Here is a 25,484-nt window from a genome sequence, read left to right on the forward strand (position 1 = left end):
ATTCTGCCAAACTGTATTAGTTCAGGGAGCCACACAGTGGCATCGCCAAAGCCCGGCACGACACGCACCGAGGCCCTGATGGCGGAAATTAGGGGCCGCATCGCAGGCGGCGCCCTGCCCCCCGGTGATCGCCTGCCCTCGGTCCGCCGCTTCGCCGCGGCGATGGGCGTCTCTCCTTCCACGGTGGTGGAGGCCTATGACCGGCTGGAGGCGGAAGGCGTCATCCGCGCGCGGCGCGGCTCGGGCTTCTACGTGACCAGCTCCGGCCTGCCGCGCGATCTGCAACTGATGGCGCTCGGCCATGCGGATGCGCCGCGCGCGCCGGATATCGACCCGTTCTGGGTCTCGAAGCAGTCGCTCGATGCCGGGCCCTCCGTGCTCAAGCCCGGCTGCGGCTGGTTGCCGGACGACTGGATGCCCGTCGCCGCCCTGCGCAAGGGGCTGCGGACGCTCGCCCGCGCGGACGGCGCTCTGCTCACGGAATATGGCAGCACACGCGGCCCGGCGGCGCTGCGCCGGCTGCTGCTCGGGCGCTTCGCCGAGGAGGGGATCGGCGCAACGCTCGACCAGGTGATGCTCACCGGCTCGGGAACGCAGGCCATCGATCTGATCTGTCGCCTGTTGCTGCGGCCGGGCGATGCCGTGCTAGTGGACGATCCCTGCTATTTCAACTTCCAGGCGCTGCTGCGCGCCCATCCGGTTCGCATCGTCAGCGTCCCCATGACCCCCTCCGGGCCGGACCCGGCCGCGTTCGAACGGGTGCTGGTGGCGGAAACGCCCCGCCTCTACATCACCAACTCCGCGCTCCAGAACCCGACCGGAGCGACCCTCTCCCCCCAGACGGCCCACCGCGTCCTCACCCACGCGCAGGCGCACGGGCTCACCATCGTCGAGGACGACATCTTCGCCGATTTCGAGCCGGCCCCCTCCCCGCGCCTCGCCATCCTCGATGGTCTCAACCGGGTGATTCGGATCGGCAGCTTCTCCAAGACCCTCTCCTCTGCCATCCGCTGCGGCTACATCGCGGCACGGCCGGAGTGGATCGAGGCCTTGAGCGACCTGCAGATCGCCACGAGCTTCGGCGCGGTCAGCCCCGTGGCGGGCGAATTGGTTGCGGGCATCCTGACCGGGGGCGGCTATCGCAAGCACATGGAGGAGGTGCGCCATCGCCTGACCCGCGCCCGGTTGGAGGTGGCCGAGAAGCTCGGACGGCTCGGCATCGTCCCATGGCTGATGCCGCGGGGCGGATTCTATCTCTGGTGCCGCCTGCCGGACGGGCTTGAGTCCGCTATGATCGCGGGACGCTGCCGGGAAGAAGGGGTGATCCTTGCCCCCGGCAACGTCTTCAGCGTGGCCCAGTCCGCCGGCGCCTTCCTGCGTTTCAACGTGGCGCAGATGAGCAACCCGCGGGTGCTCACGGTGCTGGCCCAGGCCATGGGATGAGCCGGGCCAGCACCGCCAGCGCCTACATCTCCTGGCTGAGGGCATAGACGCGCAGACGGTGGCCGTCCGGATCGAGCGCGACGAAGCTTCGGCCGAATTCGAGGTCGATGGGCGGCAGAGCAATGGCCGCGCCCCGGGCCAGCCATTCGGCGTGCGTCTCATCGACCGCCGCGGGCGCATCCACCTTGAAACCGATTTCACAGCCTCCACCGGCGGCGACCGGCGCGGGCGTCACGCCGCCGCGTCCCCAGAGGCCGAGGCCCAGGCCTGACGGGAGAATGAACATGGCGAAGCTCGGGCTCGCTTCGACGGGCTCCATTCCAGGCAGCGTCGCATAGAAGGCGGCGCTCGCCACCGCATCGGAGACGTAAAGGAGAACGTTGTTCTTGTTGGTCATTGCGGGTTCCTGTCGTGAGGGACAGGCGAGACCCTAGAGTTCGATACTGCCAGATTCCGGCAGTATCATGCGTCCGGCGGCTGCTTTTTCTGGGCGATCCGCCATCGCTTCAGCAAAGCCTGACGTCGCTCGGGATAGCGCGCGCCCAGAAGGTCGGCGAGGGCGATGCGGTCCGTGCGGAAGGAGCGGAAGTCCTGGCGCAGTTCACACCACCCCAGCAGAACGCGCACATGGTCGAAAAAGGCCAGCGCGAACGGCCAGACGACACGCTGCGACGGCGCGCCGGACCCGTCGCGATAGGCGATCGACAGCTTGCGTTCCGTCCTGATCGCCTTTCGGAGAATGGCAGGATCGATTGCATCGGCCGGAATCTCCGCACCCGGCGCGATCAGGAGGGAAGACGCGTCCAGCTCGTCCCGCAGATCGGGCGGCAGAACGGCGCCGATACGCGCAAGCGCGCTGCGGGCCGCGTCGCGCAGGCGATCGTCCGCCCGCTCCGCCACCCAGCGGGAGCCGAGGACGAGCGCCTCGATCTCCTCCGGCGAAAACATCAGCGGCGGCAGGAAGAAGCCCGGCTTCAGGACGTAACCAACGCCGGGCTCGCCCTCGATGGTCGCGCCCTGCGCCTGGAGGCTGGCGATGTCGCGGTAGAGGGTGCGGATGCTGACGCCGATCTCATCCGCCAGAACCTTGCCGCTCACCGGGTGACGATGGCGCCGCAAAGCATGGAGAAGGTCGAGGAGGCGTTCCGAACGGGACATGGCCGCAAGTCTACACCACCGGCAGCTGCCATAAACTGGCAGGAGTAGGAATGAGCCCCGACATGAGGCAGTGCTCGATCGCTCATGCCGTGATTCCAGCGCCTCGGCGATGACGCGGTTGGGCTCTTGAGCACTATGGCCGGCCGGTCAGTGGGTGGAAGCGCACACTGCACTGCCGCCCGCCAAAACCGCGGGCTTTTTCAAAACCTTATGGGGAAAGTGGCGGAGACGGAGGGATTCGAACCCTCGAGACCCTTTTGGGGGTCTGCTCATTTAGCAAACGAGTGCCTTCAGCCTCTCGGCCACGTCTCCAACGCCCCTTCCTATGCCGGACCGCTGCGCCCTTTGCAAGGCGCCATAGCCATTCCCTGCACGGCTTCTCCCCGCCAAACTGCTCTGCGGCATCGAAATTCACGCTGCCAACCCGCGTCGGGCCAGCTCAGCGCCCTGCCGCCATGGCACGGATTTCGCCGGCGATTGCGTTGAAAACCCCGCCCCAGTCTCCCGCCTCGGACTGCCGGAACAGACGCACGCTGGAAAAGAAGACGCTGCGGTCGCCGGAATATCCCCACCGCCAGTCCGGCACCGCGCGCAGAGCCGCAAAGGTCGGGTGCGCCCGCGCACCGCACAGGTGGGTCAGCGCCGTGTCGCTCGATACGACGAGATCGAGGTGATGGAGAATGCCGACAGTATCGATGAAAATGCCGTCCGCGTTGAAATCGTCGCCAAGCTCGATGATGGAATTGGCGAATGCCACCTTGCGGAGTTGCTCGGTCCCCGGCCCGTGCTGGAGGCTGACGAGACGGACGCCGGGAATCTCGGCGAGGGGCGCGAACGCCGCGAGCGGAATGGAGCGGCCGACATCCACGTTCCGGGACGGGTTGCCCTGCCAGTTGATGCCGACGTTGAAGCTCCCCTCGTCGCGCACCCAGCGCCACTTGGCGATGCGCTCCGGCGGGGCCGTGAGATAGGGCGCCGCTGGCCATTTCTCGGGCTTCGGTTGCAGCAGGAGCGGCAGGCTGCCGGCTGGAACCCAGCGCAGACCCGGCTGCGTGGTGTCGATGGCCGACAGGTCTCCGGCGACGGCGACGCGCGCATCAAGGTTTTTCAGCAACGGCACCAGTCCGGGCCGTGTCAGAAGCACCGTGCGGATCCCGTCATCGGCGAGCGACCGGGCCAGACGGAAGAACAATAGCTCGTCGCCGATTCCCTGCTCGCCGACCACCACGAGCAGTTCCGGCCGCTCGCGCCCGTCCCACCGGATGAAATCCAGCGGCCGATAGGGAGGCGGCAGCAGGTGATCGCGCGATTCGTACGCCGCCCAGCCCACCTCCCAGCGCTCCCGCGCCAGATCGTCGGCCGCAGCCATGAAGCGGCCATTGGGCTCGTTGGGGTCAAGGCGAAGGGCAGTGTCCAGCGCCTGGCGCATCTCGTCCGGGCGGCCGAGGTCGCCGAGAAGGCGGGCACAGGTGACATGGGCGGAGGCAAGCCCCGGATCAGCGGCGAGGGCGGCCTCCACATCGGCCAGCGCCCCGGCGAAATCGCCTTCCGCCCGGCGGATTTCGGCGCGATGCTGCAGGAAGAGGGCTGCACCGGGGGTCTGGGCCAGAGCGAGGTTGCACTGAGCGAGCGCGGCTGGGAACTCCTCCAGATGCCGCAACACGACGATCAACGCCTCGCGCGCCTTCATATCCGAAGGGTCGCGCTCAAGGCCGGCGACAAAGCAGTCTCGCGCCTCCTTGAGCTGACCGCTCGCCATGAGGCTTCGGCCCTTGATGACGTACCCCTCCGCTGACCTCGGAGCGAGGCGGATCGCCTGCGTCGCCGCATTCACGGCTTCACCCGGACGATTGAGCTCGTAAAGCGTGGTCGCCTTGGCCGCCCAGAATCGCGACTCGCCCGGCAGTTGGGAAATGAGCTGCTCGATATCGCTGAGCGCAGCCTGAAGACGGCCGAGTTGGAGCAATGCTGTCGAGCGGTTCGCCCGCGCTTCAACCGACCTGCCGTCAATCCCCAGCACGCGGTTATAGCCCGTCACTGCCTCTTCCAGACGACCAAGACGCGCCAAGGTGTTGGCAGCGAGGTAGTGGGCCTCCACGAGGCCGGGGTCGAGTTCTGCCGATTTCTCGAAGGCGGCGAGGGCGCGGTCCCACTTTTCCTCGGCCTGATAGACCGCGCCCATTATGAGCTGGGCGTGCGGGTTGGATTTGTGGCCGTCCCGCGCCTTGCGCGCGACGGCATGGGCTTCCTTCGGTCGACCGGACTGGAGCAGCGCCAGCGTCAGCAGCCGCGCGACCTCGAAGGAATTCGGCGCCTCGCGCAAGATCGCCCGGTAGAGGGGGATCGCCTGATCGAGGCGCCCTTCCCGATGCAGCGCCCCGGCGCGGGCGAGGTCGGCCCGAAAATCCTTCTGCATGCGCCCCCCAATGGCGTGCGTGATCGGTCCGCGCGGTCGCGTGAACCTTACTGCCGTCAGGTGCGGGCGCGCTGGCCGAACAGGATGCTCTGGGCTTCCTTGTCCTTGGAGAGGTCGTGCTTGGCACGCTCCTCCTGGTTCACCGCAAGGCCACGCTGCACCGCCGGCCGGGCGAGCACGCGCTCCAGCCAGGCCTTGAAGTGGGGGAATTCCTCGATGTGCTGGCCCTGCCGCTCCCACAGCTTGGCCCATCCGATGCAGGCGATGTCGGCGATGGAATAGTCGCCGGCGAGATACTCCCGGTCCTTCAGGCGCGTGTTCATGACGCCGTAGAGCCGATGCACCTCGTTGGTGTAGCGCTCGACCGCGTAGGGAATCTTTTCCGGCGCGTAGATGCGGAAATGGTGCGCCTGCCCGGCCATGGGGCCGAGGCCGCCCATCTGCCAGAACAGCCACTGCTCCACCTCGACCCGCTTGCGCTCGTCTGACGGATAGAACTGGCCGGTCTTGCGGCCGAGATACTGCAGGATGGCACCCGACTCGAACACCGAGATCGGCTCGCCCCCCGGTCCATCGGGATCGACGATGGCGGGCATCTTGTTGTTGGGGGAGATGGCGAGGAAATCGGGCTGGAACTGGTCGCCCTTGCCGATGTTCACGAGCTTCACCGTGTAGGGAAGCCCGCACTCCTCGAGCATGATGCTGATCTTGTAGCCGTTAGGCGTCGGCCAATAATAAAGCTCGATCGGCGAAGACTGGACTGCGGCCATCATGCCCTCCCTGCGGCCTGTGCCGCCGCTTCGGTAAGAGGTAGACACCCCCCGGTGCCGGGGCAAGGGGGGACCACCGAAGGCGCCCGCCTCCTAGGCCAGAACGATCTTGAAACCCTCGTGGGAATTCGCGAAGCCGAGCCGGCGATAGAATCGATGCGCATCGGACCGCAGCTTGCTGGAAGTGAGCGTGAGCGCGGCCACCCCTTCCGCTGCGGCCTTCTCCATGGCGAAGCGCACCATGGCCTCGCCGATGCGCTGGCCGCGCAGGCTTCCGTCCACCTGCACGGCTTCCAGGAATGCGCGCCTGGCGCCCTGCCCCGGAAGGCTGGTCACGAACACCAGCTGGAACGTACCCACCACACGCCCATCCAGCTCGGCCGCATAAAGCTGCGCCCGCGGATCTTCCGCAATGGCGGCGAAGGCGGCTCGATAGTGGTCCAGCGCATCCGGCGCGGTGGTGTCGCCGTGGCCGCCCAGCGTATCGGCGGCGAACAACGCCACCAGCGCGGGAAGGTCGCCGGCGCGGGCCTCGCGGATCAGGAGACCGCCGGGCGGCGCGGACTCGGGCGTCAGCGGCACAGCGGATCGTCCGACGGGAGAATGGTCATCTGCCAATCGCTCCAGCGGTGGGGATTCATCCAGGGGGACCACCATTTCACCGATACTTCGATGGTACTTTGATCCGCCGGCGGCAGGAGCAGCTTGGGCAGGCCGTTGAAGATGCCGGTGACGCGGGCGCAGCCGGTGGTGGGGCGGGACGGCGGCCGGTATTGGTTTTCGCGCACGATGACCACCCGCGCCCCGGGGATGGCGGCCCTGAGCCGACCGGCGGAGGTCCGGTCGTCCGCGACGAGGGTCGGGGCGGCGCCGAGCTTGTTCGCCACCGCCACCTGGAGCTTGTAGAGCGGCTCCGCGGCGATGCAGCGCCCGCACAGCCGGGGGTCGGGCCACAGCGGCACCACCATGCGGGAGACCATGATGCCGCCGCTGACCACCGCCAGCAGGGTGAGATAGATCCACACCCGCGGCCGCCAGCCGCCGAGCCGTTCCAGCTCGGCGAACAGATAGACCGGCAGCAGCAGCAGGAAGACGTGGAAATAGCGGTCGCGCAGGCTCGCGGTGCCCATGGCGAGCGTCGAAACCAAGGTGACGGCGATGCCGATGACGATGACGGACCGCAGCACGCGGCGCGCGGCGCCGCGCTCGGGGGCGTCGGGCGTGGCCCCATCGCCGCGATTGTAGGGGAGGAACACCAGCGCGACGACCAGCACCAAAGGCAGCACATAGCCGAACAGGGCGCCGACCGTGGCGGAGACCACCGCGTCCCATCCCGCGCCGGTGATGCCGATGGTCTGGGCCGTGGCTTCGGCGACGTTCTGTCCGTAGTGCCAGAGCGCGAAGCCGTAGATGCCGAGCGGCACCGCCGCCACCACGAAGGTGACGAGAAGGCGGGGATCGAGAATCACCTTCCGGTAGGTCGGCTCCAGCAGGCAGGCCACCAGCAGCACGCCGAGGAAGGCCACGAAGCCGAACTTGCCGAGCGTGCCGGCGGCGATCCACAGCCCGAGCCCGACATAGAGGCCGAGGCTGCGCCGGCGGCTCAGCGCCATCACCGTGAGGAAGGCACCGGCGATGGCGACGATCATCACGTTGGAATGGGTCAGGATGCGGTGGCTGTGATAGCCGATGACCCAGATGAACGAGAGCGAGAAGGTGGCGAGCGCCTGCAACCGTGGATCGGCGATCATCCGCCGCGCCACCCGATAGACCAGCATGGCGCAGGCAAACAGCAGCGTGTAGCGCAGCACTGCGAAGGACAGGGTGCCGACGCCGAGCACGCGCTGCAGGGCCCACAGCAGCCAGTCGAACAGCGGCGGGTTGCGCGGGACGTAGGAGAGCTCCAGCGACTGCACCATGTAGCTCTCGATGGCGTCGTCCGCGTTCACCGCGATCTCGAACACCACCGCGATCACCGCGTGCAGGACCATCCAGAGGCCGACGATGAAGGCGACGCCTTCGGGCCGGGCCCAGAAGGGGACGGCCCCCTGCGCGCCAGCCGCTGCGGACGCGGGCGCATCCCTGTCGAGATAAGTGTCGGTCACGGGGCACTCCTCATCAGCGCCTCTATACTGTCGCGGAGGGCGAGGCGCCACCGCGGCGAGCGCGGGGCTGCGGCGTCGAGCGATGCCGGAACGGGCAGGGAAAACTAGAGGGTTTCGAGCACGGTGAAGCGGTCGCGCCCGCCGGCGGCCAGTGCAGCGTCGGACACCTCATGCACCAGCATCTCGTCCACGCGGGCGCCGGCGGGGCCGGAGCGGCAGGCCGCGAGCATGGCCTCGACCACCTCCGGAGGGCCGGCGAACACCGCCTCCACGGCGCCGGAACGGCGGTTGCGCGCGAAGCCGAGGAGACCGCGTCCCTCCGCCTCCCGCGCGCACCAGGCGCGATAGCCGACGCCCTGCACCCGCCCGCGCAGCATCACATGGACATAGCGCATGGGCGCCTATTCCGTGCAGGCGCCGGGCGGCGTCAGCGCCTCGAACGACGCCATGGCGCCGACCAGGGCGAAGCGGCCATAGTCGATCTTGAGGCTGCCCACGACGCCGTTGTCATAGAGCGAGAAGCTCATGACATAAGCGGGCGTGCGGTCCACGCCGCCCTCGTCGAAATAGCTGATGGTGACGGGATAGAAGGTGCGCCCGGTGAGCGTCGCCTTGGCCGGGGCCGCGAGGCGGCTCTCGTCGGTGCTGGGGCGGCCGATGACGGCCAGGGTGTCGAACACCTTCTGCGGGTCGCTTGCGCCGTCATAGACCTTGGCCTGATAGACGCTTTCCCCCGCCGCAGCTGCGGCCAGCACCTTCTTCACATGCTCGGTGGGCATCAGGATGTTGCCCTTGAGGGTGAAGGTGGCCGACTCGGGCTTGGTGACGACGACCCTCAGGGCCGGCGGCTCCTGCCGCTCGACATTGGCCTCCAGCTCCAGCCCGTCGTCGTCGCCGCCCTCGGTGGTGGCCAGGAAACGATAGGTCTTGCCGGCGCCGTCCTCCCAGGCCTTGGAGGTGACGGTCTGGCGCAGCGGCTCGCCCCCGGTGGAGGCGGCGCTCTGCTGGCTGGTGACGGTGGTGTAGCCGGCGCAGGCGTCGCCGGTGATCTCGTAGCGAATCTCGCCGTTCATCTCCTCGAGCTGGCCCGAGGGCTTGGAGCCGTCCAGGGAGAGGCGGTAGGTCGCCTTGTGCGGCAGCAGGCTCACCGCTCCGGCAGGCAGTGCGGAGAAACTCCACAGGCCGGCCATCATCGCCGCGGCGAGGCGCAAATGCGTGCTCATGTCTCAACTCCTTCCGGGCGTCCGGCGCGGACAACGCATGCGTGCCGCCCGCTTGTCGCGTTGCTTGCGCCGGCGCGGCTCTTCGGCGAAGAGGATGGCTTAATTGCGCGCTGCATATGGCAGGAGGCCATCATGACTTCATCCGTCGAAAAGAAGCTCGCCGAACTCGGAATCACTTTGCCGAGCCCCAAGCCGCCCATCGCCAATTATGTGCCGGCGGTGCGCACCGGCAACCTGCTGTTCATTTCCGGGCAGGTTTCCGTCGACGGCGAAGGCAAGATGGCCACCGGCAAGCTCGGCGCGGGTGTGGACGTGGCGGCCGGCCAGGCGGCTGCAAAGCTCTGCGCCATCAACATCCTCGCCCAGGTGAAGGCCGCCATCGGCGACCTCGACAAGGTGGTGCGGATCGTCAAGCTCGTCGGCTTCGTCAATGCGACCGGCGACTTCACCGACCATCCCAAAGTGGTGAACGGCTGCTCCGACTTCTTCGTCGAGGCGCTGGGCGACAAGGGCCGCCATGCCCGCTCGGCGGTGGGCGTCTCCGGCCTGCCCTTCGACGCCTCGGTGGAAGTGGAAGCCATCGTCGAGATCGCTTGAGCGGAGATGACCATGGGCGACCTGAGCTGGATCACTGCCCGCCCGGTCGCCCATCGCGGCCTGCACGACAAGGACCGCGGCCGCATCGAGAACTCCCTGTCGGCCGCCGAGGCGGCGGCCGTCGCGGGCTATCCCATCGAGCTGGACATCCAGATCAGCGCCGACGGCGAGGCCATGGTGTTCCACGACTTCACCCTCGATCGCCTCACGGCGGCCAAGGGCGCGGTTTCGGCGCTGAGCGCGGCGGAGCTGGGACACACGGCTCTGGCGGGCACACCGGACACGATTCCCACCCTCGCCGACTTCCTCGCTTGCGTCGGCGGGCGGGTGCCGCTCTTCATCGAGATCAAGAGCGCGCTCTCCGGCGACACGCGGCTCGCGGCGCGGGCGGTGGACGTGCTCAAGGACTATGGCGGCAAGGTCGCGCTGATCTCCTTCGATCCGCAGATGCTGGCCGAGGCGAAGGCCCGGGCGCCGCACATTCCGCGCGGCATCATCGCCCAGGCGCGCTATGACGGCGCCCACTGGCCGGGCATGACGCCCGAGCGCGCGCGGATGCTGGCGGACATGGATCACCATGCCTCCAGCGGCTACGATTTCATCACCTATCATTTCACCGATCTGGACCAGCCGGCACTGATCGCGGCCCGCGCGCGCGGTGTGCCCATCACCGCCTGGACTGTTCGCAGCCCGAGCGATGCCGCCCGCGCGCTGGCCGGCGCGGACCAGATCGTGTTCGAGGGGTTCACGCCGCAGGGATAGGGGCGTAAATCTGCGGCGTCCTGTCGCGGTGGTCAGTCTCTGCCGCAATGCACACTTAAGCTCGATGCCCGACGCCCACATCCGCATCCTGCCCAACCTGTCCGAGATCAAGGCGGCCGACTGGGACGCCTGTGCGGCGGGCGGGGCGGCCCGCCCCGAACCGTTTGTGAGCCACGCTTTTCTCTCCGCCCTAGAGGAATCCGGCTGCGCCGCCGCGCGCACCGGCTGGCTGCCGCAGCACCTCGTGCTCGACGGGCCGGATGGCAAGGCCGCCGCTGTCTGCCCGGCCTATCTGAAGTCCCATTCGCGCGGGGAATACGTCTTCGATCAGGGCTGGGCCGACGCCTATATGCGGGCCGGCGGCGAATATTATCCCAAGGTGCAGGTGGCTGTGCCCTTCACCCCCGTCACCGGCCGCCGCCTCCTTCTGAAGAATCCGGACGATCCGGTGGGCCGGCTGGCGCTGGGCGCCGGCATCAAGCAGCTCGTGCGGCTGCGCGGCGCGTCCTCGGCCCATGTGACCTTTTCCACCGAGGAAGAATGGGAGGAGCTGGCGTCTCTGGGCTTCCTCAAGCGCACCGATCGGCAGTTCCACTGGACCAATACGGGCTACGCCACCTACGACGATTTCCTCGCCGAACTCGCCTCCCGCAAGCGCAAGGCGCTGAAGAAGGAGCGGCGGGAGGCCATCGCGGATGGCATCTCCATCGAGTGGCTCACCGGCAAGACCCTGACGGAAGAAGCCTTCGACGCCTTCTTCATGTTCTATCTCGACACCGGCGGCCGCAAATGGGGCACGCCCTATCTCAACCGCCAGTTCTTCCAGAGCGCCGCCGAGCGCATGGCCGACCAGATTCTGCTTGTGATGGCCCGCCGGAACGGGCGCTACATCGCCGGTGCCCTGAATTTCATCGGCGCCGAGACGCTCTATGGCCGCTACTGGGGCGCGGTGGAGCACCACCCCTTCCTGCATTTCGAGGTCTGCTACCATCAGGCCATCGACTATGCGATCGCCACCGGCCTCAAGGTGGTGGAGGCCGGAGCGCAGGGCGAGCACAAGCTGGCGCGGGGGTATCTGCCCAAGGCGACCTTCTCCGCTCACTACATCGTGCACCAGGGCCTCGCCGGTGCCGTCGCGCAATATCTGGAGCGCGAGCGCACCCATGTGGAGGAAGATTCGGCGGTGCTGACCGAGCTCGGCCCCTTCAGGCGCTGCGAGGAGGAGGAGCAGGACTGAAGCGGGCTTCCGCCCGTTCCCGCAGACGCCTGCGTGCGCTTTCTCCCCAATGCGACATCATCCGCCCGTTGCCCGGCTCACGGGCGGGTCGCTATAGTCCCCCCGCCAATCTTGGGGACAGGCGATGACGTATTGCTGTGGGGTTCTGGTTCGGGATGGTCTGGTGTTGATCGCCGACACCCGGACCAATGCGGGCCTCGACAACATTTCCACCTTCCGCAAGCTCCACATCTTTGAGGAGCCGGGCCACCATGTGCTCGGCCTTGCGACCGCCGGCAATCTCTCCGTCTCCCAGTCGGTCGTCAGCATGCTGAACGAGGGCGTGGAGGACCACGAAATCGGGGAGCGCAGGCAGCTGCGCGACTGCCGGACCATGTTCCAGGCCGCCCAGCTTGTGGGCACCGCCATCCGCCAGGTCCACAAGGTCAACGGCGCCTTCATGGAGCAGTCGAACGTAAGCTTCGACGTGTCCTTCCTGCTCGGCGGCCAGATCGCTGGCGACAGCCTGCGGCTCTACATGGTCTATTCCGCCGGCAATTTCATCGAATGCACGCAGGACACCCCCTTCCTGCAGATCGGCGAGCACAAATACGGCAAGCCGGTGCTGGACCGCGCGGTGAACTACGACATGGAGATTTCCGAGGCGCTGAAATCGAGCCTCATCTCCATGGATTCCACCATGCGCTCCAATCTCGGCGTGGGCCTGCCCATCGACGTGATGGTGGTGACGCCGGATTCGCTCCACTCCGAGCTGATCTATCGCATCGAGCCCGGCGAGCCCTATTTCCACGATCTGCGCGAGCGCTGGTCGGCCGCGCTGCGCTCGGCCCACGCCTCCATCCCGAAGCCGCCTTACCTGAAGAACGCCCGCCCGCGGGTGGTCAACGAGGCCTGAGGCACAAGCCTACTGCGGAATGAAAAAGGGCGCCCCAGCGGGCGCCCTTCTCATTTTCGACCTACGCCAGAACCGAAGCTCAGGCCGCCTTGGGGGCGAGCTTGGCGGTGACGATCTTGTCCGGATCCTTCACGGGCTCGCCGCGCTTGATCTGGTCGATGTTGTCCATGCCGTCGATCACCTCGCCCCACACCGTGTACTGGCGGTCCAGGAAGCGGGCGTCGGTGAAGCAGATGAAGAACTGGCTGTCGCCAGAATCGGGGTTCTGCGCGCGGGCCATGGAGCAGGTGCCGCGGACGTGGGGCTGGGCGTTGAACTCCGCCTTCAGCTTCTTGCCCGAGCCGCCCATGCCGGTGCCGGTCGGATCGCCGGTCTGGGCCATGAAGCCCTCAATCACGCGGTGGAACGGCACGCCGTTATAGAAGCCCTGGGAGACCAGCTCCTTGATGCGGGCGACGTGGCCGGGGGCCAAATCGGGGCGGAACGCAATGGTCACCGGGCCCTTCGTGGTTTCGAGGATCAGGACTTCATCGCTCATCAATCTCTTCCTTCACTTGCGGCGCACCGGGCGCCGGTCGGGGAAACCGCTGCGGCGGCTGAGCCGGCCGCGGCGGGGCATCTTCTGGCCGGTGCCTATTTGGCGTCGGCGGCGACCTGCATCTTCACGATCTTGTCGGGATTGGACACCGAGCCACTGGAGCCGGAGCCCTTCTTGACCTTGTCCACGAACTCCATGCCCGACACCACCTGGCCGACGACCGTGTACTGGCCGTTCAGGCTGGGGGTCTCGTCGAACATGATGAAGAACTGGGAATTTGCGCTGTTCGGGGAGGACGCACGCGCCATGCCCACGACGCCGCGCTTGAACGGCACGTTGGAGAATTCCGCCGGCAGGTTCGGATACTTGGAGCCGCCGGTGCCGTTGCCATACTGGCCGTCGCCGGTCTGGGCCATGAAGCCGTCGATGACGCGGTGGAAGGGCACGTTGTTGTAATAGCCCTCGCGGGTGAGGGTCTTGAGCCGCTCCACGTGCTGCGGGGCGAGGTCGGGGCGCAGGGCGATGACGACGCGGCCGTAGGGCGTGTCGAGATAGAGCGTGTTCTGCGGGTCCGGCTTCGTCTGGGCCGCCGCCGGCAGCGCGAAGGCGAGCACGACGAATGCTGCGGCGAGGAAGCGGCCGAAAAGGCGCGTCATAAGGGTCTCTCCCGGAAAGCCCCGGCCTCGGGGCGGTTTGGCCGCATGGGCGCGGCGGCGAATGAGGGCGCTATCGCTTGAACTTGGCATCGAGCCGCGCGAGCACCTCGGGCGGCACGAAGGCGGAGACGTCCCCGCCCATGGACGCGATCTGCCGCACCAGAGTGGCGGTGATGGGGCGCACGCGGGGCGAAGCGGGGAGGAAAACCGTCTGGATACCCGGCGCCAGCGTGCCATTCATGCCGGCCATCTGCATCTCGTAGTCGAGGTCCGTGCCGTCGCGCAGGCCGCGGATGAGCAGGGTAGCGCCGAGCCGCTGAGCGGTGGTGATGATGAGATCGTCGAAGGTGATGGCCTCCAGCGTCGCATTCTCTTCCGCCGCCACCGGCCCGCAGACCTCGCGCAGCATGGCGAGCCGCTCCTCGGCGGCGAACAGCGGCGCCTTGCCGGGATGGATGCCCACCGCCAGCACGAGCCGGTCGGCGAGGCGGCAGGCGGAGCGCACCACGTCCAGATGGCCGTTGGTGAGCGGATCGAAGGAGCCGCCATAAATGGCGGTGCGCAGGGTATGTTCGCTCATGCGGCCTGTCTTCAGCCTGTTCTGGTCCCGCAAGGCCTAGCCTTGCGGGCGCCGGGACGCAATGGGCGGGGCCGGGAAGCCCCCGCTCAGGAGAAGCCCCCTCCCCGCTCAGACCTCGAACGAGCCGCCGCTCTCCGGGACGATGACCTTCACCGGATGGCCCTTAAGCGCTTCCACGAAAGCGGAGGCGTCCTGAACCAGGATGGGGAAGGTGCCGTAGTGGATCGGCACCACCACCTCGACGCCCGGCAGGAAACGCCTCACCGCCAGCGCCGCGACCTCGGGGCCCATGGTGAAGCGGTCGCCAATGGGGATGAATACCACCTTCGGCGCGTGGATCTCGCACAGGAGCGCCATGTCGGAGAAGATATCCGTGTCGGCCAGGTGCCAGACGGTCGGCTCGCCCGGCGCCTTCACGATGAGGCCGGTGGGGTTGCCGAGATATTCGGACGGCGCCGCAGGGCCGCCCGAGGAGTGGTCGGCGCGCACCATGGTCACGGTGAAGCCGCCGAGGTCGAGCTTGCCGCCGGTGTTCATCATCTGCGGCGCATTGCCCGCGCCCTTGGCCGAGAGGTAGGCGCACAGCTCGGGATTGGCCACCACCGGCAGGGTCCGGCTGGCGTCGGCGGCGTCCTCGACCAGCGAGAGCGTGTCGCCGATATGGTCGCCGTGGCCGTGGGTGAGCAGGATATGCGTCACCCCGCGCGAGGCTTCCTCCACGGTGGAGCGGAAGCTGGGATTACCGGTGAAGAAGGGATCGATGAGGACGGCCTTATCGGCGAAATCAAGCCGGAAGGCGGCGTGGCCGTACCAGGTGATCTTCATTGGGATTGCCTCGGGTGGCTTGCGGGCGTGCGCGGGATGATCCGGCATTGCGCCGGCGCGCGAGGAAGGGTTCGGGGCGCGGAGTATCCCGGAAGCCCCGCCAACGCGCAATCTCCTCAGCCGATGGTGGACAATGAGGGGAAGGTCTCGATCAGCCAGTAGCTCACATGGGCGATCCAGCCGGACATGAAGGCGATGCCGGTGAGCACCAGCAGCGCGCCCATGGCCTTCTCCACCACCGGCAGCATCTTGCGCATGTGGACGAGGCCGCGCAGGAACGGCCGCACAGCAAAGGCCGCCGCCAGGAAGGGCACGCCGAGGCCCAGCGAATAGACGGCGAGCAGGCCCGCGCCCTTGGAGACCGTCGCCTCCGATCCCGCCACCGCGAGGATGGCGCCCAGCACCGGGCCGAGGCACGGCGTCCAGCCGAAGGCGAAGGCGAGGCCCATCACGAAGGCGCCCCACAGCCCCGCCGGCGCTTGCACATGCGGCCGCGCCGTGCGGTGCAGCAGATGGATGCGGAACACGCCGAGGAAGTTGAGCCCCATGACGATGATGGCGAGCCCGGCGATGATCGACAGCACGTCGAGATGCGCACGGAGCACATCGCCGATGGCCGAGGCGCCCGCCCCCAGCGCCACGAACACCACGCTGAAGCCCGAGACGAACAGCGCCGCCCCCACCAGCGCGCGCCGCTCCACCTCCTTCACCGGCTCGGCTCCGGCGAGGTCTTCCAGCGTGCTGCCGCCGAGAAAGCACAGATAGGGCGGCACCAGAGGCAGGACGCAGGGGGAAACGAAGCTTGCGAGGCCGGCGAGGAAGGCGGCAGGCAGGGTCACGTCGGCCATTCTTGGGTCGCGGCTCTCTTCTGGTGGACGGGAACGCCCCTCTTTGCGCCCCTATTGGAGCCCCGCGCCGGCCGGGGCAAGCCACACTTCGCCGCGCTCGCCGGCTTGTGAGCGGCGCCCTGCGCGGTTCGCACGCGCGCCCGGCCCTTGCGGACGCCGCAATTCAGGGACATCTCAGCACCATGAGCGACGAGCGCAATTCCCCCCGGCGGCCGCAGGTGTTCCGCCTCGACGAGGCGAACATCACCCTGGCGCCGCCTGAAATGGCCGAGGTGGAAGCCGCTCTGCCCGTTCCGGTGCCGCCGAAGCGCGGCTGGGGCCTGTCCCTTGCTGGGCTGTTCTGGTCCGCCCTCGGGGGCGTGCTGAGCCTTGCCGCCTATGTGGGGCTCAGCAAGCTGGTCGAGGACCTCTATGCCCGCGCGCCATGGCTCGGCTGGGTGGGCATCGGCGTTACCGCTTTGCTTGTCATCGCCGCCGTGCTGATCGTCGCGCGCGAGGTGGCGGGGCTGTCGCGGCTGGCCCGCCTCGACGACATCCGCGACCGCGCCGAGCGCGCCTTGGCCGAGGACGACCGGCCGCTCGCTGAAGGCGTGGTCAGGGACGTGCTGAAGCTGTCCTCCCATGCCCCCACCCTTGCGCGGGCGCGCATGGATCTGGAAGGCCATCTCTCCGGCATCATCGACGGAGCCGATCTCGTGCGCCTCGCCGAGCGCACGCTGCTGCCCGCGCTGGATGCGCAGGCACGGCAGATGGTGTCGGACGCCGCTCGCAACGTCTCCGTCGTCACCGCGGTGTCGCCGCGCGCGGCGGTGGACCTCGCCTTCGTGCTCTATAGCGCCGTGACGCTGATGCGCCGGCTCGCCTATCTCTATGGCGGACGTCCGGGCACGCTCGGCACCTTCCGCCTCGTGCGCCATGTGCTCGGGCATCTCGCCGTCACCGGCGGCATGGCGGCGGGCGATACGCTGGTGCAGCAGATCGTCGGCCAGGGTCTGGCCGCGCGGCTCTCCGCCCGGCTGGGCGAGGGCGTGGTGAACGGACTGCTCACGGCCCGGCTCGGCCTTGCCGCCATCGCGGTGACACGGCCGCTGCCCTTCACCGCCCTGCCCGCCCCGCGCCTCTCGGATGTGGCCACCGGGCTGATGCGCAAGACCGAGGAAGAGGAAACGGTGGCCTCACGCCGGCAATAGGTGACGCGGCAGGGCCTCGGGCGTGTAGGTGACCGGCCGGTTGCGCCAGATCATCTCGGCGGTGGGCCATACCACGAACGCCCCCAGCGCACCGAGGAACAGGGCAAAGGCCCATTCCTGCTGCCAGATGGCGAAGCCGAAGACCGCAAGCAGGCCGGCGAGCGCAGCAAGGCCCGCCGCGACCATCATCCAGAAGCGGAACGGCGCATAGCCGCCGCGGCAGCGGGGCCGCGCGGCCGTGTTGGCGAGCGCCCGGTGCAGAGCCCGGACGAACGCCGCATAATCCTCCCGCTGGTCGCGCACACCGGTGAGCGAGATGCGCGAGGCAGAGCCCGCTTTCAGACGCGTGCCATCGCGCCCGGCGATCTCCATCTCGAAGCTGGGCGCGGCGAACTTGGCCGGCAGGAAGCGCAATTGCACCGATGTGATGTCCGCCAACGGCAGCCGGCCCTCGCGCGGGCCGATGCTCCAGGCGAGCGCCACCCGGTCCAGCTCCAGCCGCACCCCCGCGCCGCCGAGGCGGGGCAGATGCGAATAACTGATCGGTCCCGCGGGAGAAGTGGCCGTCACGTCAGCTCCCGCATGGCGGAGTCGATGCCTTTCACGGTGAGGGGGAACATGCGCCCTTCCAGGATGTGGCGCACGAGGCGGATGGATTCCGTATAGCCCCAGTGCGGCTCCGGCACCGGGTTCAGCCAGACCGCCTTGGGATAGGTGGTGAGCAGGCGTTCGAGCCACAGCTTCCCCGGCTCGGCATTGTTGTGCTCCACCGAGCCGTTGGCGAACGTGATCTCGTAGGGGCTCATGGAGGCATCGCCGACGAAGATCAGCTTGTAGTCGTGGCCGTAGGTGTGGAGCACGTCGAACAGGGGGATGCGCTCGGAAGCCCGGCGGGCATTGGATTTCCACACGCTCTCATAGACGCAGTTGTGGAAATAGAAGTGCTCGAGGTGCTTGAACTCCATGCGCGCGGCGGAGAACAGCTCCTCCACCTGCTCCACGTGCCAATCCATGGAGCCGCCCACGTCGAGGAACAGCAGCACCTTCACCGCATTGCGCCGCTCCGGCCGCAGCTTCACGTCGAGATAGCCCTGGCGGGCGGTCTCCCGGATGGTGCCGTCGAGATCCAGTTCGTCGGGCGCGCCGATGCGGGCGAACTTGCGCAGCCGACGCAGGGCGACCTTGATGTTGCGGGTGCCCAGTTCCACCCCGTCGTCGAGGTCCTTGAACTCGCGCTTGTCCCACACCTTCACCGCGCGGAAATTGCGGTTGCCGTCCTGGCCGATGCGCACGCCCTCGGGGTTGTAGCCATAGGCGCCGAAGGGGGAGGTGCCGGCGGTGCCGATCCATTTGGAGCCGCCCTGGTGGCGCCCCTTCTGCTCCTCGAGCCGCTTCTTGAGCGTCTCCATGAGCTTGTCGAGGCCGCCCATGGCCTCGATCTGCGCCTTTTCCTCGTCGGTGAGGTGCTTCTCGGCCAGCTTGCGCAGCCAGTCCTCGGGGATGGAATGCCCCTCCTCGCCCAGCGCCTGCTCAAGCCCCTTGAAGCAGCGGCCGAACACCTGGTCGAAGCGGTCGAGGTGGCGCTCGTCCTTCACGAGGCTCGCGCGGGCGAGATAGTAGAAGGCGTCCACCTGCCGGCCGGCCACGTCGCGGTCCATGGCCTCCATGAGGGTGAGATATTCCCGCACCGAGACCGGCACGCCTGCGGCCTTGAGCGCCTCGAAGAAGGCAATGAACATCGCGCCCTCACCCTTCCAACGCGGTATGTCGCGGGGCCGTTTCGCCCTTCGGGACCGAAACATAGCGCGCCCGCGCGCCGCCACGCAAAATTGCCGGCCGAGCGCCTCCCGCAAAGTCACGCAGCAAAAAGAAAATGCCCCGGCACCGGCCGGGGCATTTTTCATGTCTGGAGAGGCCCCGCCGCCTTGGTGGCGGCGGAAATCCTCAGTTCACGCCGTAGAGGTTGGCGTTGGTGTTGGTCATGCTTTCCACGGTCAGCGCGCCGAGGAGCACGAGGTTCAGGAACTTCGTGAGTTCCACCGAACCGGCGTTGCCGATGTAGAGGACGTCCTTGTCCCGCATCGGCACCTTCGTGGAGAGCAGGTAGCCCGTCGGCTCGCGGAAATTCACCTGATAGATGGTGGCGATCCGCTTCTCGGGGAGGTTCGAGACGTCCACGCCCATCCGCTCGAGCGTCGTGCGGTTCTCGATGCGGAACAGGAAGGCCGACTGCGGGTCCGCCTGCGCGTCCACGAGGCCCGACGCCTTGGCCACCGCCTCGCTGAGGCTGATGGCGTCGTTGTCGAAGTTGAACTGCCCCTGCTTGCCGGTCGCGCCGAAGGCCAGGAAGGTCCGCGGGCGGCTGAAGATGTAGATGGTGTCTTCGGGCTGCAGATAGACGTTGTTCGCGGGCTCACGCACCAGACGGTTGAAGCTGATGGTCGCCTCTCGACCCCCGCGCTGCAGGGTCACGAACAGGTCGTAGCCCTTGCTGGAGGTGGCGCCGCCGCGGCTCACGGCGTCAAGCACGCGCTCGCCCGTGGGGGTGAGGGGGAAACGCACCGGCGCGCTCACTTCGCCGATGACCGTCACCGAATTGGAGCGCTGGGACTTCACCGAGACCACCGCCTGGGGCTCGATGGCGCGATTGCGCAGGCGCTCGACGATTTCCTTCTCCACCTGCGCGGGCTGCAGGCCGGCCGCCCTCACCTGCCCGGCATAGGGCACGGAGATGTTCCCGTTGACGTCCACCGTCTGGGTGGGGATGTCGACGAAGTTACCGGCGCGCGAGGCCGCCTCGGCGGGGATGAAGAGACCGCCCGAGGAAGCTTCGAAGATCGACACGCCGACGATGTCGCCGACGCCGATCTTGATGTCCGGCACCGGACGGCGATCGTTGCGGAACGTGCCGATCAGGCCCTGGGAATCCATCGTCGAGAGCACGCTGACCACCTGGGCGGTCAGCGGCACGAGCTTGTAGCTCAGGCCATCGGTGTCCTGCGTCGCGGGATTGGTCACCTCGACCGAATAGGGCCCGGATGCGGGAAGGAGATTGCAGCCGGCCAATGCGACGGACACGGCGACGGATACGGCCATCCCCGTCACGCGACGGAACCGTCCAAGCCAATTTTCGGTGGCAAAATGCACTGCCAGAGCCCCCGTGGGATACGTGCTCCTACCTAACACGCAGGGGCCGGAGGGCATATTGCAGAGCAGCACAGAAATGGCTCAACGACGCCGTTTCCACCCCCTATGTGACTCATCGGCCACACGAAAAACCGTACTAAGGTAGGGGCGGCGCGAGCTGTAAAGGTTAATGCTGCCAATGGCCTGTTAGTCTCGCTTTTTGCAAGCGGCGACGCAGCTGCGACTCAGCGATCGCGCGCGATTGCAGCGCGGCGCTACCGTCGCGCTCAGGTTGCGATAAGGAAGCGATCCGCGCCCTCGAGCACCAGGCAAGTCAGATGGCCGGTGGCATAGGCGCCGGTGTCGATGTTGATCCGGTTGCTCAGCACTTCCGGGTCCTTCATGGGCGTGTGCCCGTGGACGACGCAGTGGCCGAACCCGTCCTGATGATCCAGGAACTCGCGCCGGATCCACATCATGTCCTCGCGGCTCTGCTCTTCGAGCGGGATGCCCGGGCGCAGGCCGGCGTGGACGAACACATAGTCCCCGCAGACGAAAAAACTGGTGAGCTTGCGCAGGAACGAGATGTGCTCGGCGGGCACCGCAGCGCGCCACTCATTCCAGAGCCGGGCCTCATCCGCACCGGCGGCGGGACGCACATAGGAGAAGACGGTCTCAAGCCCGCCCATGCGCAGCCAGCGCGAGAAGGACTCCTGCGAAAGCAGCGACTCGAGCATCACCGCTTCATGGTTGCCGGAGATGCAGATCGCCTTGCGATCCTTTTGCCGCTGCAGCAGCGCATCCAGCACGCCGGACGACTGCGCGCCGCGATCCACATAGTCGCCGAGATAGACCTCGACGCAGTCGGGGCCGGGGTGGGCGGCCATGTCCTCGTCGATGGCGGCCTGGAGCGCGGTGAGCAGGTCAAGGCGGCCGTGGACGTCGCCGACGGCATAGATGCGCATATGGTCCGGGACGAGCGGAATGGCCGGGTCGCGAAAGTGTTCTGTCACGGTGCTGTTCGGGCGGATCTTCAGCATCGTCATGTCCGCAACATCCCTGCTGGTGTCAATGCCCCCGCACGAACCACTGGTAAGCCCCTAATATAACGCACGAGTTCGATTCTGGCGATCTTTTAGTTGCAATGCAACAATAACAACTCAGGCATGACGCGAGCGGTGCAATATTTTTCCGCAGTGCGGTAGCGGGGGAGAGAATGGCCTTTGACGTTGCGGCACTAGCGGTCCTTTTCGAGGTGCTGCTGGGGTATCCGGCTGCGCTGGTGCGGCGGATCGGCCATCCGGTGATCTGGATCGGCCGCCTCATCCTCTTTCTCGACCGCCGGCTCAACCGCCCAGGATTCGCCCCCGGCCGCCGGCGCCTGATGGGCGTGGTGACGGTCGTGCTGGTGCTCGCGGCAGCCGCCCTGCCGGCCCTCGCGCTGGAGGCGCTGCTGCGTCCCCTCCCCTTCGGGCTGCTCATTCTCGGCCTCGTCGGATCGAGCCTCATCGCGCAGCGGTCCCTGCACTGGCATGTGGCGCGGGTTGCCGACGCGCTGGAGACCGGCAGCCTTGATGCCGCGCGCGAAGCCGTCGGCCATATCGTGGGCCGCGACCCGCAGACGCTGGACGCCGCGGGCGTCGCCCGCGCCGCCATCGAAAGTCTCGCCGAGAATTTCTCCGATGGCGTGGTGGCCCCGACCCTCTGGCTGAGCGTGGCGGGCCTTGCTGGGGGCGCCGCCTACAAGGCGCTCAACACCGCCGACAGTATGATCGGACACCTCACGGAGCGTCACGCCGCCTTCGGCTGGGCCGCCGCGCGGGCGGACGACTACGTGAACCTTCCCGCCTCGCGCCTTGCCGGAATGCTCATCATCGCCGGCGCCGCGCTCACGCCCGGCGCCCATCCCCGCCATTCCCACAGGGCCATGCTGCGCGACGCCCCGCGCCACCGGTCGCCCAATGCGGGCTGGCCGGAAGCCGCGATGGCGGGCGCGCTCGGACTGCGATTGAACGGCCCGAAGGTCTATGCCGGCGTGCTCACCCAGGACGCCTACATGGGCGATGGCCGGCGCGAAGCCACGGCCCAGGACGTGCGGATGGCGCTGAAGGTCTACCGCCGGGCGGACGCGCTGATGATCCTGCTGGTGCTCGCCGGAACGGCCCTCAGCCTGCTGGTCTGAGGGGTCACCGGGCCAGCGTGAGCAGACGGTCAAGGTCCAGGTGCGCGGTGAGATGGGCCGCCAACGCATCCAGCGTCGCCTCAACGCCATCTTCATAGGCGACGCCGCCGCCCTCCCCGCCCAGCCGGCCGAGCACGGCGGCGCGGAAGGCATCGGAGGCGAACAGGCCGTGCACATAAGTGCCGGCGACAAGGCCCGAGGCCGAGCGCGCGCCCTCCGGCCGTCCATCGGCGAGATGGCCGAACGGCCGGTCGCAATCGGCGCCGTGGGTTGCACCCATATGCATCTCGTAGCCGAGGAAGGGGGCGCCCTCGGCGGTGCCGCTCACCTCCTCCAGCCGCTTCTCAACGGTCAGCACCGTGTGGACATCGAGCAAGCCGAGGCCGCGAGCGATCCTGGCCTCGCCCTCCACGCCCTCGGGATCGGCGATGGTCCGGCCGAGCATCTGGTAGCCGCCGCACAGGCCAAGCACCGCCCCACCACGCCGGGCGAAGGCGAGAATGTCGTGGTGCAGGCCGTCGGCCTTTAGCGCGGTGAGATCTGCAATGGTCGCCTTGGAGCCGATCATCAGCACCAGATCGGTATCGAGCGGCAGGCTCTCGTGCGGGCGGATGCGCCGCACCTCGACGCCCGGCTCGGCGTCGAGCGGATCGAGATCATCGAAATTGGAGACGTGGGGCAGGATCGGCACGGCGATGCGCAGCCGCGCCCCGGCCTTGGGCGGCGGCGGCGCCGACAGGGCGAGGGCATCCTCCGCCGGCAGGCGTGCCGCACCGGGAAAGTGCGGCACGAGGCCGAGGGCGTCCCAGCCGGTGAGGCGCGCGATCAGCTCCATGCCGGAGGCGAACAGCGCCGGGTCGCCCCGGAAGCGGTTGACGATGAAGCCGCGGATCATGGCCGCGTCGGCCGGGTCGATCACCGCCTTCGTCCCGGCAAGGCTGGCGATGACGCCACCCCGGTCGATGTCGCCGATGAGCACCACGGGCACGTCCGCCGCCCGGGCGAAGCCCATGTTGGCGATGTCCGCGGCGCGCAGATTGACCTCGGAGGCGCTGCCCGCCCCTTCCACCAGCACGAGGTCGGCCTCGCCCTTCAGACGGGCGAAGCTGTCCAGCACGGCGGGCATGAGCGTGGGCTTGAGGGACTGGTAGGCGGCGGCCTTGGCGGAGCCGTGGACCTGCCCCTGCACCACCACCTGCGCGCCGGTCTCGCCCTGCGGCTTCAGCAGTACGGGGTTCATATGCACGCTCGCGCGCACCCGCGCGGCCCGCGCCTGCAGCGCCTGCGCGCGGCCGATCTCGCCGCCGTCCGCCGTCACGGCGGCATTGTTGGACATGTTCTGCGGCTTGAACGGCCGCACCTTGAGACCGCGCAGCGTGAAGGCGCGGGCAAGGCCGGCGACGATGAGGGACTTGCCCACATCCGAGCCGGTGCCCTGGAACATCAGCGCGCGCGCCATCAGAACTCGATGCCCGGCTGCGCCTTCACCCCGGCGGCAAAATGATGCTTCACCAGCCCCATCTCGGTCACGAGGTCGGCTGCGGCGAGAAGCTCGGGCTTCGCATTGCGCCCGGTGACGACCACATGCAGGCCGGGGCGCCGCGCCGCGAGGGTGGCCACTACCTCGGCGAGGTCGAGATAGTCGTAGCGCAGGGCAATGTTCAGTTCGTCGAGGATGAGGAGGGAGATGGTCTCGTCCGCCATCAGCTCGCGCGCCTTGCCGAAGGCGCGGGCGGCGGCGGCCTTGTCGCGGGCGAGATCCTGCGTCTCCCAGGTGAAACCCTCGCCCATGGTGTGCCAGCTCACCCGATCACCGAAGGCCTGGAAGGCGTCCTGCTCGCCGGTCTGCCAGGCGCCCTTGATGAACTGCACCACGCCGACCCGTCCGCCACGCCCCAGCATCCGCAAGGCAAGGCCGAAGGCGGCCGTGCTCTTGCCCTTGCCGGGGCCGGTATGGACCACGAGCAGGCCCTTCTCGATGGTCTTCTCGGCCACCTCCTTGTCCTGAACCGCCTTGCGCTTCTCCATCTTGGCGCGATGGCGGGCGGCGGCCTCGTCTTCGGCTGGGGACGGGGGGACGGGATCGCTCACGGGGTTACGTCCTTCACGGTCAGGGGCAGGCCGGCCACCACCAGCACCACCTTGCGGGCGCGGGCGGCGAGGCGCTGGTTGAGGAGGCCGGCGGCGTCGCGGAAGCGGCGGGCCAGCGCATTGTCGGGGACGATGCCGAAGCCGACCTCGTTGGCGACGCAGAGGGTCGGCCCCGGCCGGGCGACGAGGGCGGCCTCCAGCGCCGCCGCCTCGGCGTCGAGGTCATGGTCGGCGAGGAGATGGTTGGTGAGCCAGAGGGTGAGGCAATCCACCAGCACCGGCCGATCCGGCGGGAGCGCGCCGAGCGCGGCAGCGAGATCGAACGGCGCCTCCACCGTCTCCCACCCTCCGCCTCGGCGGCCGCGATGCAGCGCGACGCGCGCCTCCATCTCAGGGTCAGGCTGGCCGCCATAGCCGAGCTGGGCTGTGGCGACATAGGTCCAGGGGCCGGGATGGCGCACAGTCTCGCCTTCCGCGAACCGGCTTTTGCCGGAGCGCGCGCCGCCGAGGACGAGAACGAGATCGGGGGCCGTCGCAGCCTCCGCCATCAGGCGCTCACCATGACCGGCACGCTTGGGCACCGGCGTGAGGCGCGGCTCGCACGGCCGGACCGGCACAGTCTCATCACGACTCCTCCACCGCCACCTCCGGCGAAACAGCCGCGACTATAGGCATGGCCCCCCCGCCCGCAAACCGACGGACGGCGAAGGATGAGCATCAGGACACCTCCGCGCCGCCACGACCGCACCGCTCCCATCCATATCGCCGGATGGGGCAGGGAACGCTTCGCGGCCCCTTCGTGGCGCACCACGCGCATCGCAAGTCACTTTAAGAGAGCGGTA

The 25,484-nt window shown here is 68.1% G+C and carries 27 protein-coding genes and 1 tRNA gene; 7 read left to right on the forward strand and 21 right to left on the reverse strand.

The genetic code is table 11. The annotated features are described in order from the left end of the window. Positions 1-78 precede the first annotated feature (78 nt). A complete protein-coding gene (locus FHT36_RS03365; protein ID WP_169121491.1) occupies positions 79-1,443 on the forward strand; it encodes a PLP-dependent aminotransferase family protein in 1,365 nt (454 codons plus the stop codon). A gap of 22 nt (positions 1,444-1,465) precedes the next feature. Here FHT36_RS03365 and FHT36_RS03370 read toward each other — a convergent pair whose 3' ends face one another. The 9 genes from FHT36_RS03370 to FHT36_RS03410 all read right to left on the reverse strand — a co-directional run bounded on the left by FHT36_RS03370 (position 1,466) and on the right by FHT36_RS03410 (position 9,115). Continuing rightward, positions 1,466-1,840 carry a VOC family protein gene (locus FHT36_RS03370; protein WP_169121077.1) on the reverse strand — a complete coding sequence of 125 codons (375 nt, stop codon included), beginning with the start codon at positions 1,838-1,840 and terminating at the stop codon, positions 1,466-1,468. Between the two features lie 65 nt (positions 1,841-1,905). Next, complete coding sequence (locus tag FHT36_RS03375; RefSeq protein ID WP_169121078.1) at positions 1,906-2,601, reverse strand: YafY family protein; 696 nt, start codon at positions 2,599-2,601, stop codon at positions 1,906-1,908. A gap of 220 nt (positions 2,602-2,821) precedes the next feature. After that, positions 2,822-2,913 (reverse strand) — tRNA-Ser (locus FHT36_RS03380). Positions 2,914-3,040: 127 nt separating this feature from the next. Further along, positions 3,041-5,017 (reverse strand): tetratricopeptide repeat protein, encoded by a 1,977-nt coding sequence (locus tag FHT36_RS03385; protein WP_169121079.1) that lies wholly within the window; start codon positions 5,015-5,017, stop codon positions 3,041-3,043. Between the two features lie 56 nt (positions 5,018-5,073). Continuing rightward, on the reverse strand, positions 5,074-5,787 hold the full coding sequence (locus FHT36_RS03390; protein WP_169121080.1) for a glutathione S-transferase N-terminal domain-containing protein: 714 nt from the start codon (positions 5,785-5,787) through the stop codon (positions 5,074-5,076). 93 nt (positions 5,788-5,880) lie between these two features. After that, a complete protein-coding gene (locus tag FHT36_RS03395) occupies positions 5,881-6,369 on the reverse strand; it encodes a GNAT family N-acetyltransferase (RefSeq protein ID WP_348644368.1) in 489 nt (162 codons plus the stop codon). Then, positions 6,360-7,892, reverse strand: coding sequence for a glycosyltransferase family 39 protein (locus tag FHT36_RS03400; RefSeq protein ID WP_169121082.1), 1,533 nt, complete (start codon positions 7,890-7,892; stop codon positions 6,360-6,362). The genes FHT36_RS03395 and FHT36_RS03400 overlap by 10 nt, the downstream gene beginning before the upstream one ends. A gap of 104 nt (positions 7,893-7,996) precedes the next feature. Next, positions 7,997-8,287: an acylphosphatase gene (locus tag FHT36_RS03405; protein ID WP_169121083.1), complete on the reverse strand. Its 291-nt coding sequence runs from the start codon at positions 8,285-8,287 to the stop codon at positions 7,997-7,999. A 6-nt stretch (positions 8,288-8,293) separates the two neighbouring features. Then, complete coding sequence (locus FHT36_RS03410) at positions 8,294-9,115, reverse strand: cell envelope integrity EipB family protein (RefSeq protein ID WP_169121084.1); 822 nt, start codon at positions 9,113-9,115, stop codon at positions 8,294-8,296. A 132-nt stretch (positions 9,116-9,247) separates the two neighbouring features. Between FHT36_RS03410 and FHT36_RS03415 the strand changes: the two genes are divergently transcribed. The 4 genes from FHT36_RS03415 (at position 9,248) to FHT36_RS03430 (ending at position 12,606) form a co-directional block, all read left to right on the forward strand. Then, entirely contained in the window at positions 9,248-9,712 is a 465-nt protein-coding gene (locus FHT36_RS03415; protein ID WP_169121085.1) for a RidA family protein, read from the forward strand. 12 nt (positions 9,713-9,724) lie between these two features. Further along, on the forward strand, positions 9,725-10,474 hold the full coding sequence (locus FHT36_RS03420; protein WP_169121086.1) for a glycerophosphodiester phosphodiesterase family protein: 750 nt from the start codon (positions 9,725-9,727) through the stop codon (positions 10,472-10,474). 64 nt (positions 10,475-10,538) lie between these two features. Beyond that, positions 10,539-11,711, forward strand: coding sequence for a GNAT family N-acetyltransferase (locus FHT36_RS03425; protein WP_169121087.1), 1,173 nt, complete (start codon positions 10,539-10,541; stop codon positions 11,709-11,711). A gap of 124 nt (positions 11,712-11,835) precedes the next feature. Beyond that, positions 11,836-12,606 (forward strand): proteasome-type protease, encoded by a 771-nt coding sequence (locus FHT36_RS03430; RefSeq protein ID WP_169121088.1) that lies wholly within the window; start codon positions 11,836-11,838, stop codon positions 12,604-12,606. A gap of 79 nt (positions 12,607-12,685) precedes the next feature. On the opposite strand, the gene FHT36_RS03435 is transcribed toward FHT36_RS03430, so the two are convergent. The 5 genes from FHT36_RS03435 to FHT36_RS03455 all read right to left on the reverse strand — a co-directional run bounded on the left by FHT36_RS03435 (position 12,686) and on the right by FHT36_RS03455 (position 16,053). After that, on the reverse strand, positions 12,686-13,144 hold the full coding sequence (locus FHT36_RS03435; RefSeq protein WP_169121089.1) for a peptidylprolyl isomerase: 459 nt from the start codon (positions 13,142-13,144) through the stop codon (positions 12,686-12,688). Positions 13,145-13,239: 95 nt separating this feature from the next. Continuing rightward, positions 13,240-13,800 carry a peptidylprolyl isomerase gene (locus tag FHT36_RS03440; RefSeq protein WP_169121090.1) on the reverse strand — a complete coding sequence of 187 codons (561 nt, stop codon included), beginning with the start codon at positions 13,798-13,800 and terminating at the stop codon, positions 13,240-13,242. A 70-nt stretch (positions 13,801-13,870) separates the two neighbouring features. Then, positions 13,871-14,380, reverse strand: coding sequence for a pantetheine-phosphate adenylyltransferase (gene coaD / locus FHT36_RS03445; protein WP_169121091.1), 510 nt, complete (start codon positions 14,378-14,380; stop codon positions 13,871-13,873). A gap of 108 nt (positions 14,381-14,488) precedes the next feature. Beyond that, the gene (locus FHT36_RS03450; protein WP_169121092.1) at positions 14,489-15,205 is read right to left on the reverse strand and encodes a metal-dependent hydrolase; all 717 of its coding nucleotides are present in this window, start codon (positions 15,203-15,205) and stop codon (positions 14,489-14,491) included. A 116-nt stretch (positions 15,206-15,321) separates the two neighbouring features. Beyond that, entirely contained in the window at positions 15,322-16,053 is a 732-nt protein-coding gene (locus tag FHT36_RS03455; RefSeq protein WP_169121093.1) for a cytochrome c biogenesis CcdA family protein, read from the reverse strand. A 182-nt stretch (positions 16,054-16,235) separates the two neighbouring features. On the opposite strand from FHT36_RS03455, the gene FHT36_RS03460 reads away from it, so the two are divergent. Further along, positions 16,236-17,243, forward strand: coding sequence for a YcjF family protein (locus FHT36_RS03460; protein ID WP_169121094.1), 1,008 nt, complete (start codon positions 16,236-16,238; stop codon positions 17,241-17,243). Here FHT36_RS03460 and FHT36_RS03465 read toward each other — a convergent pair. The 4 genes from FHT36_RS03465 to FHT36_RS03480 all read right to left on the reverse strand — a co-directional run bounded on the left by FHT36_RS03465 (position 17,229) and on the right by FHT36_RS03480 (position 21,415). Next, the gene (locus FHT36_RS03465; RefSeq protein WP_169121095.1) at positions 17,229-17,813 is read right to left on the reverse strand and encodes a hypothetical protein; all 585 of its coding nucleotides are present in this window, start codon (positions 17,811-17,813) and stop codon (positions 17,229-17,231) included. The genes FHT36_RS03460 and FHT36_RS03465 overlap by 15 nt on opposite strands. Continuing rightward, the gene (locus FHT36_RS03470; protein WP_169121096.1) at positions 17,810-18,982 is read right to left on the reverse strand and encodes a VWA domain-containing protein; all 1,173 of its coding nucleotides are present in this window, start codon (positions 18,980-18,982) and stop codon (positions 17,810-17,812) included. The genes FHT36_RS03465 and FHT36_RS03470 overlap by 4 nt, the downstream gene beginning before the upstream one ends. Before the next feature lie 205 nt (positions 18,983-19,187). Continuing rightward, positions 19,188-20,339, reverse strand: coding sequence for a polysaccharide biosynthesis/export family protein (locus FHT36_RS03475; protein WP_169121097.1), 1,152 nt, complete (start codon positions 20,337-20,339; stop codon positions 19,188-19,190). A 317-nt stretch (positions 20,340-20,656) separates the two neighbouring features. After that, positions 20,657-21,415, reverse strand: a complete 759-nt coding sequence (locus FHT36_RS03480) for a metallophosphoesterase family protein (protein WP_246701991.1) — start codon at positions 21,413-21,415, stop codon at positions 20,657-20,659. Between the two features lie 170 nt (positions 21,416-21,585). Here FHT36_RS03480 and cbiB point away from each other — a divergent pair, with 170 nt between their 5' ends. Next, positions 21,586-22,551, forward strand: a complete 966-nt coding sequence (cbiB, locus tag FHT36_RS03485; protein WP_169121098.1) for an adenosylcobinamide-phosphate synthase CbiB — start codon at positions 21,586-21,588, stop codon at positions 22,549-22,551. A gap of 4 nt (positions 22,552-22,555) precedes the next feature. On the opposite strand, the gene FHT36_RS03490 is transcribed toward cbiB, so the two are convergent. The 3 genes from FHT36_RS03490 to cobU are packed head-to-tail and all read right to left on the reverse strand — an operon-like array spanning position 22,556 to position 25,190. Then, positions 22,556-24,010 carry a cobyric acid synthase gene (locus FHT36_RS03490; RefSeq protein WP_246701992.1) on the reverse strand — a complete coding sequence of 485 codons (1,455 nt, stop codon included), beginning with the start codon at positions 24,008-24,010 and terminating at the stop codon, positions 22,556-22,558. Continuing rightward, the gene (gene cobO / locus FHT36_RS03495) at positions 24,010-24,642 is read right to left on the reverse strand and encodes a cob(I)yrinic acid a,c-diamide adenosyltransferase (RefSeq protein ID WP_169121099.1); all 633 of its coding nucleotides are present in this window, start codon (positions 24,640-24,642) and stop codon (positions 24,010-24,012) included. The genes FHT36_RS03490 and cobO overlap by 1 nt, the downstream gene beginning before the upstream one ends. Beyond that, a complete protein-coding gene (cobU, locus tag FHT36_RS03500) occupies positions 24,639-25,190 on the reverse strand; it encodes a bifunctional adenosylcobinamide kinase/adenosylcobinamide-phosphate guanylyltransferase (protein ID WP_169121100.1) in 552 nt (183 codons plus the stop codon). Before cobU ends, cobO begins: the two co-directional genes overlap by 4 nt. Positions 25,191-25,484: the final 294 nt, after the last annotated feature.

This window comes from Xanthobacter sp. SG618, from assembly GCF_012932745.1.
GTDB lineage: Bacteria > Pseudomonadota > Alphaproteobacteria > Rhizobiales > Xanthobacteraceae > Xanthobacter > Xanthobacter flavus.

What these genes read in the sequence shown, in the direction of transcription:
- FHT36_RS03365 (WP_169121491.1), top strand. Translation starts at nt 79, where the DNA reads ATGGCGGAAATTAGGGGCCGCATCGCAGGCGGCGCCCTGCCCCCCGGT.
- FHT36_RS03370 (WP_169121077.1), bottom strand. Translation starts at nt 1,840, where the DNA reads ATGACCAACAAGAACAACGTTCTCCTTTACGTCTCCGATGCGGTGGCG.
- FHT36_RS03375 (WP_169121078.1), bottom strand. Translation starts at nt 2,601, where the DNA reads ATGTCCCGTTCGGAACGCCTCCTCGACCTTCTCCATGCTTTGCGGCGC.
- FHT36_RS03385 (WP_169121079.1), bottom strand. Translation starts at nt 5,017, where the DNA reads ATGCAGAAGGATTTTCGGGCCGACCTCGCCCGCGCCGGGGCGCTGCAT.
- FHT36_RS03390 (WP_169121080.1), bottom strand. Translation starts at nt 5,787, where the DNA reads ATGGCCGCAGTCCAGTCTTCGCCGATCGAGCTTTATTATTGGCCGACG.
- FHT36_RS03405 (WP_169121083.1), bottom strand. Translation starts at nt 8,287, where the DNA reads ATGCGCTATGTCCATGTGATGCTGCGCGGGCGGGTGCAGGGCGTCGGC.
- FHT36_RS03410 (WP_169121084.1), bottom strand. Translation starts at nt 9,115, where the DNA reads ATGAGCACGCATTTGCGCCTCGCCGCGGCGATGATGGCCGGCCTGTGG.
- FHT36_RS03415 (WP_169121085.1), top strand. Translation starts at nt 9,248, where the DNA reads ATGACTTCATCCGTCGAAAAGAAGCTCGCCGAACTCGGAATCACTTTG.
- FHT36_RS03420 (WP_169121086.1), top strand. Translation starts at nt 9,725, where the DNA reads ATGGGCGACCTGAGCTGGATCACTGCCCGCCCGGTCGCCCATCGCGGC.
- FHT36_RS03425 (WP_169121087.1), top strand. Translation starts at nt 10,539, where the DNA reads ATGCCCGACGCCCACATCCGCATCCTGCCCAACCTGTCCGAGATCAAG.
- FHT36_RS03430 (WP_169121088.1), top strand. Translation starts at nt 11,836, where the DNA reads ATGACGTATTGCTGTGGGGTTCTGGTTCGGGATGGTCTGGTGTTGATC.
- FHT36_RS03435 (WP_169121089.1), bottom strand. Translation starts at nt 13,144, where the DNA reads ATGAGCGATGAAGTCCTGATCCTCGAAACCACGAAGGGCCCGGTGACC.
- FHT36_RS03440 (WP_169121090.1), bottom strand. Translation starts at nt 13,800, where the DNA reads ATGACGCGCCTTTTCGGCCGCTTCCTCGCCGCAGCATTCGTCGTGCTC.
- coaD (WP_169121091.1), bottom strand. Translation starts at nt 14,380, where the DNA reads ATGAGCGAACATACCCTGCGCACCGCCATTTATGGCGGCTCCTTCGAT.
- FHT36_RS03450 (WP_169121092.1), bottom strand. Translation starts at nt 15,205, where the DNA reads ATGAAGATCACCTGGTACGGCCACGCCGCCTTCCGGCTTGATTTCGCC.
- FHT36_RS03455 (WP_169121093.1), bottom strand. Translation starts at nt 16,053, where the DNA reads ATGGCCGACGTGACCCTGCCTGCCGCCTTCCTCGCCGGCCTCGCAAGC.
- FHT36_RS03460 (WP_169121094.1), top strand. Translation starts at nt 16,236, where the DNA reads ATGAGCGACGAGCGCAATTCCCCCCGGCGGCCGCAGGTGTTCCGCCTC.
- FHT36_RS03470 (WP_169121096.1), bottom strand. Translation starts at nt 18,982, where the DNA reads ATGTTCATTGCCTTCTTCGAGGCGCTCAAGGCCGCAGGCGTGCCGGTC.
- FHT36_RS03475 (WP_169121097.1), bottom strand. Translation starts at nt 20,339, where the DNA reads ATGGCCGTATCCGTCGCCGTGTCCGTCGCATTGGCCGGCTGCAATCTC.
- FHT36_RS03480 (WP_246701991.1), bottom strand. Translation starts at nt 21,415, where the DNA reads ATGACGATGCTGAAGATCCGCCCGAACAGCACCGTGACAGAACACTTT.
- cbiB (WP_169121098.1), top strand. Translation starts at nt 21,586, where the DNA reads ATGGCCTTTGACGTTGCGGCACTAGCGGTCCTTTTCGAGGTGCTGCTG.
- FHT36_RS03490 (WP_246701992.1), bottom strand. Translation starts at nt 24,010, where the DNA reads ATGGCGCGCGCGCTGATGTTCCAGGGCACCGGCTCGGATGTGGGCAAG.
- cobU (WP_169121100.1), bottom strand. Translation starts at nt 25,190, where the DNA reads ATGGCGGAGGCTGCGACGGCCCCCGATCTCGTTCTCGTCCTCGGCGGC.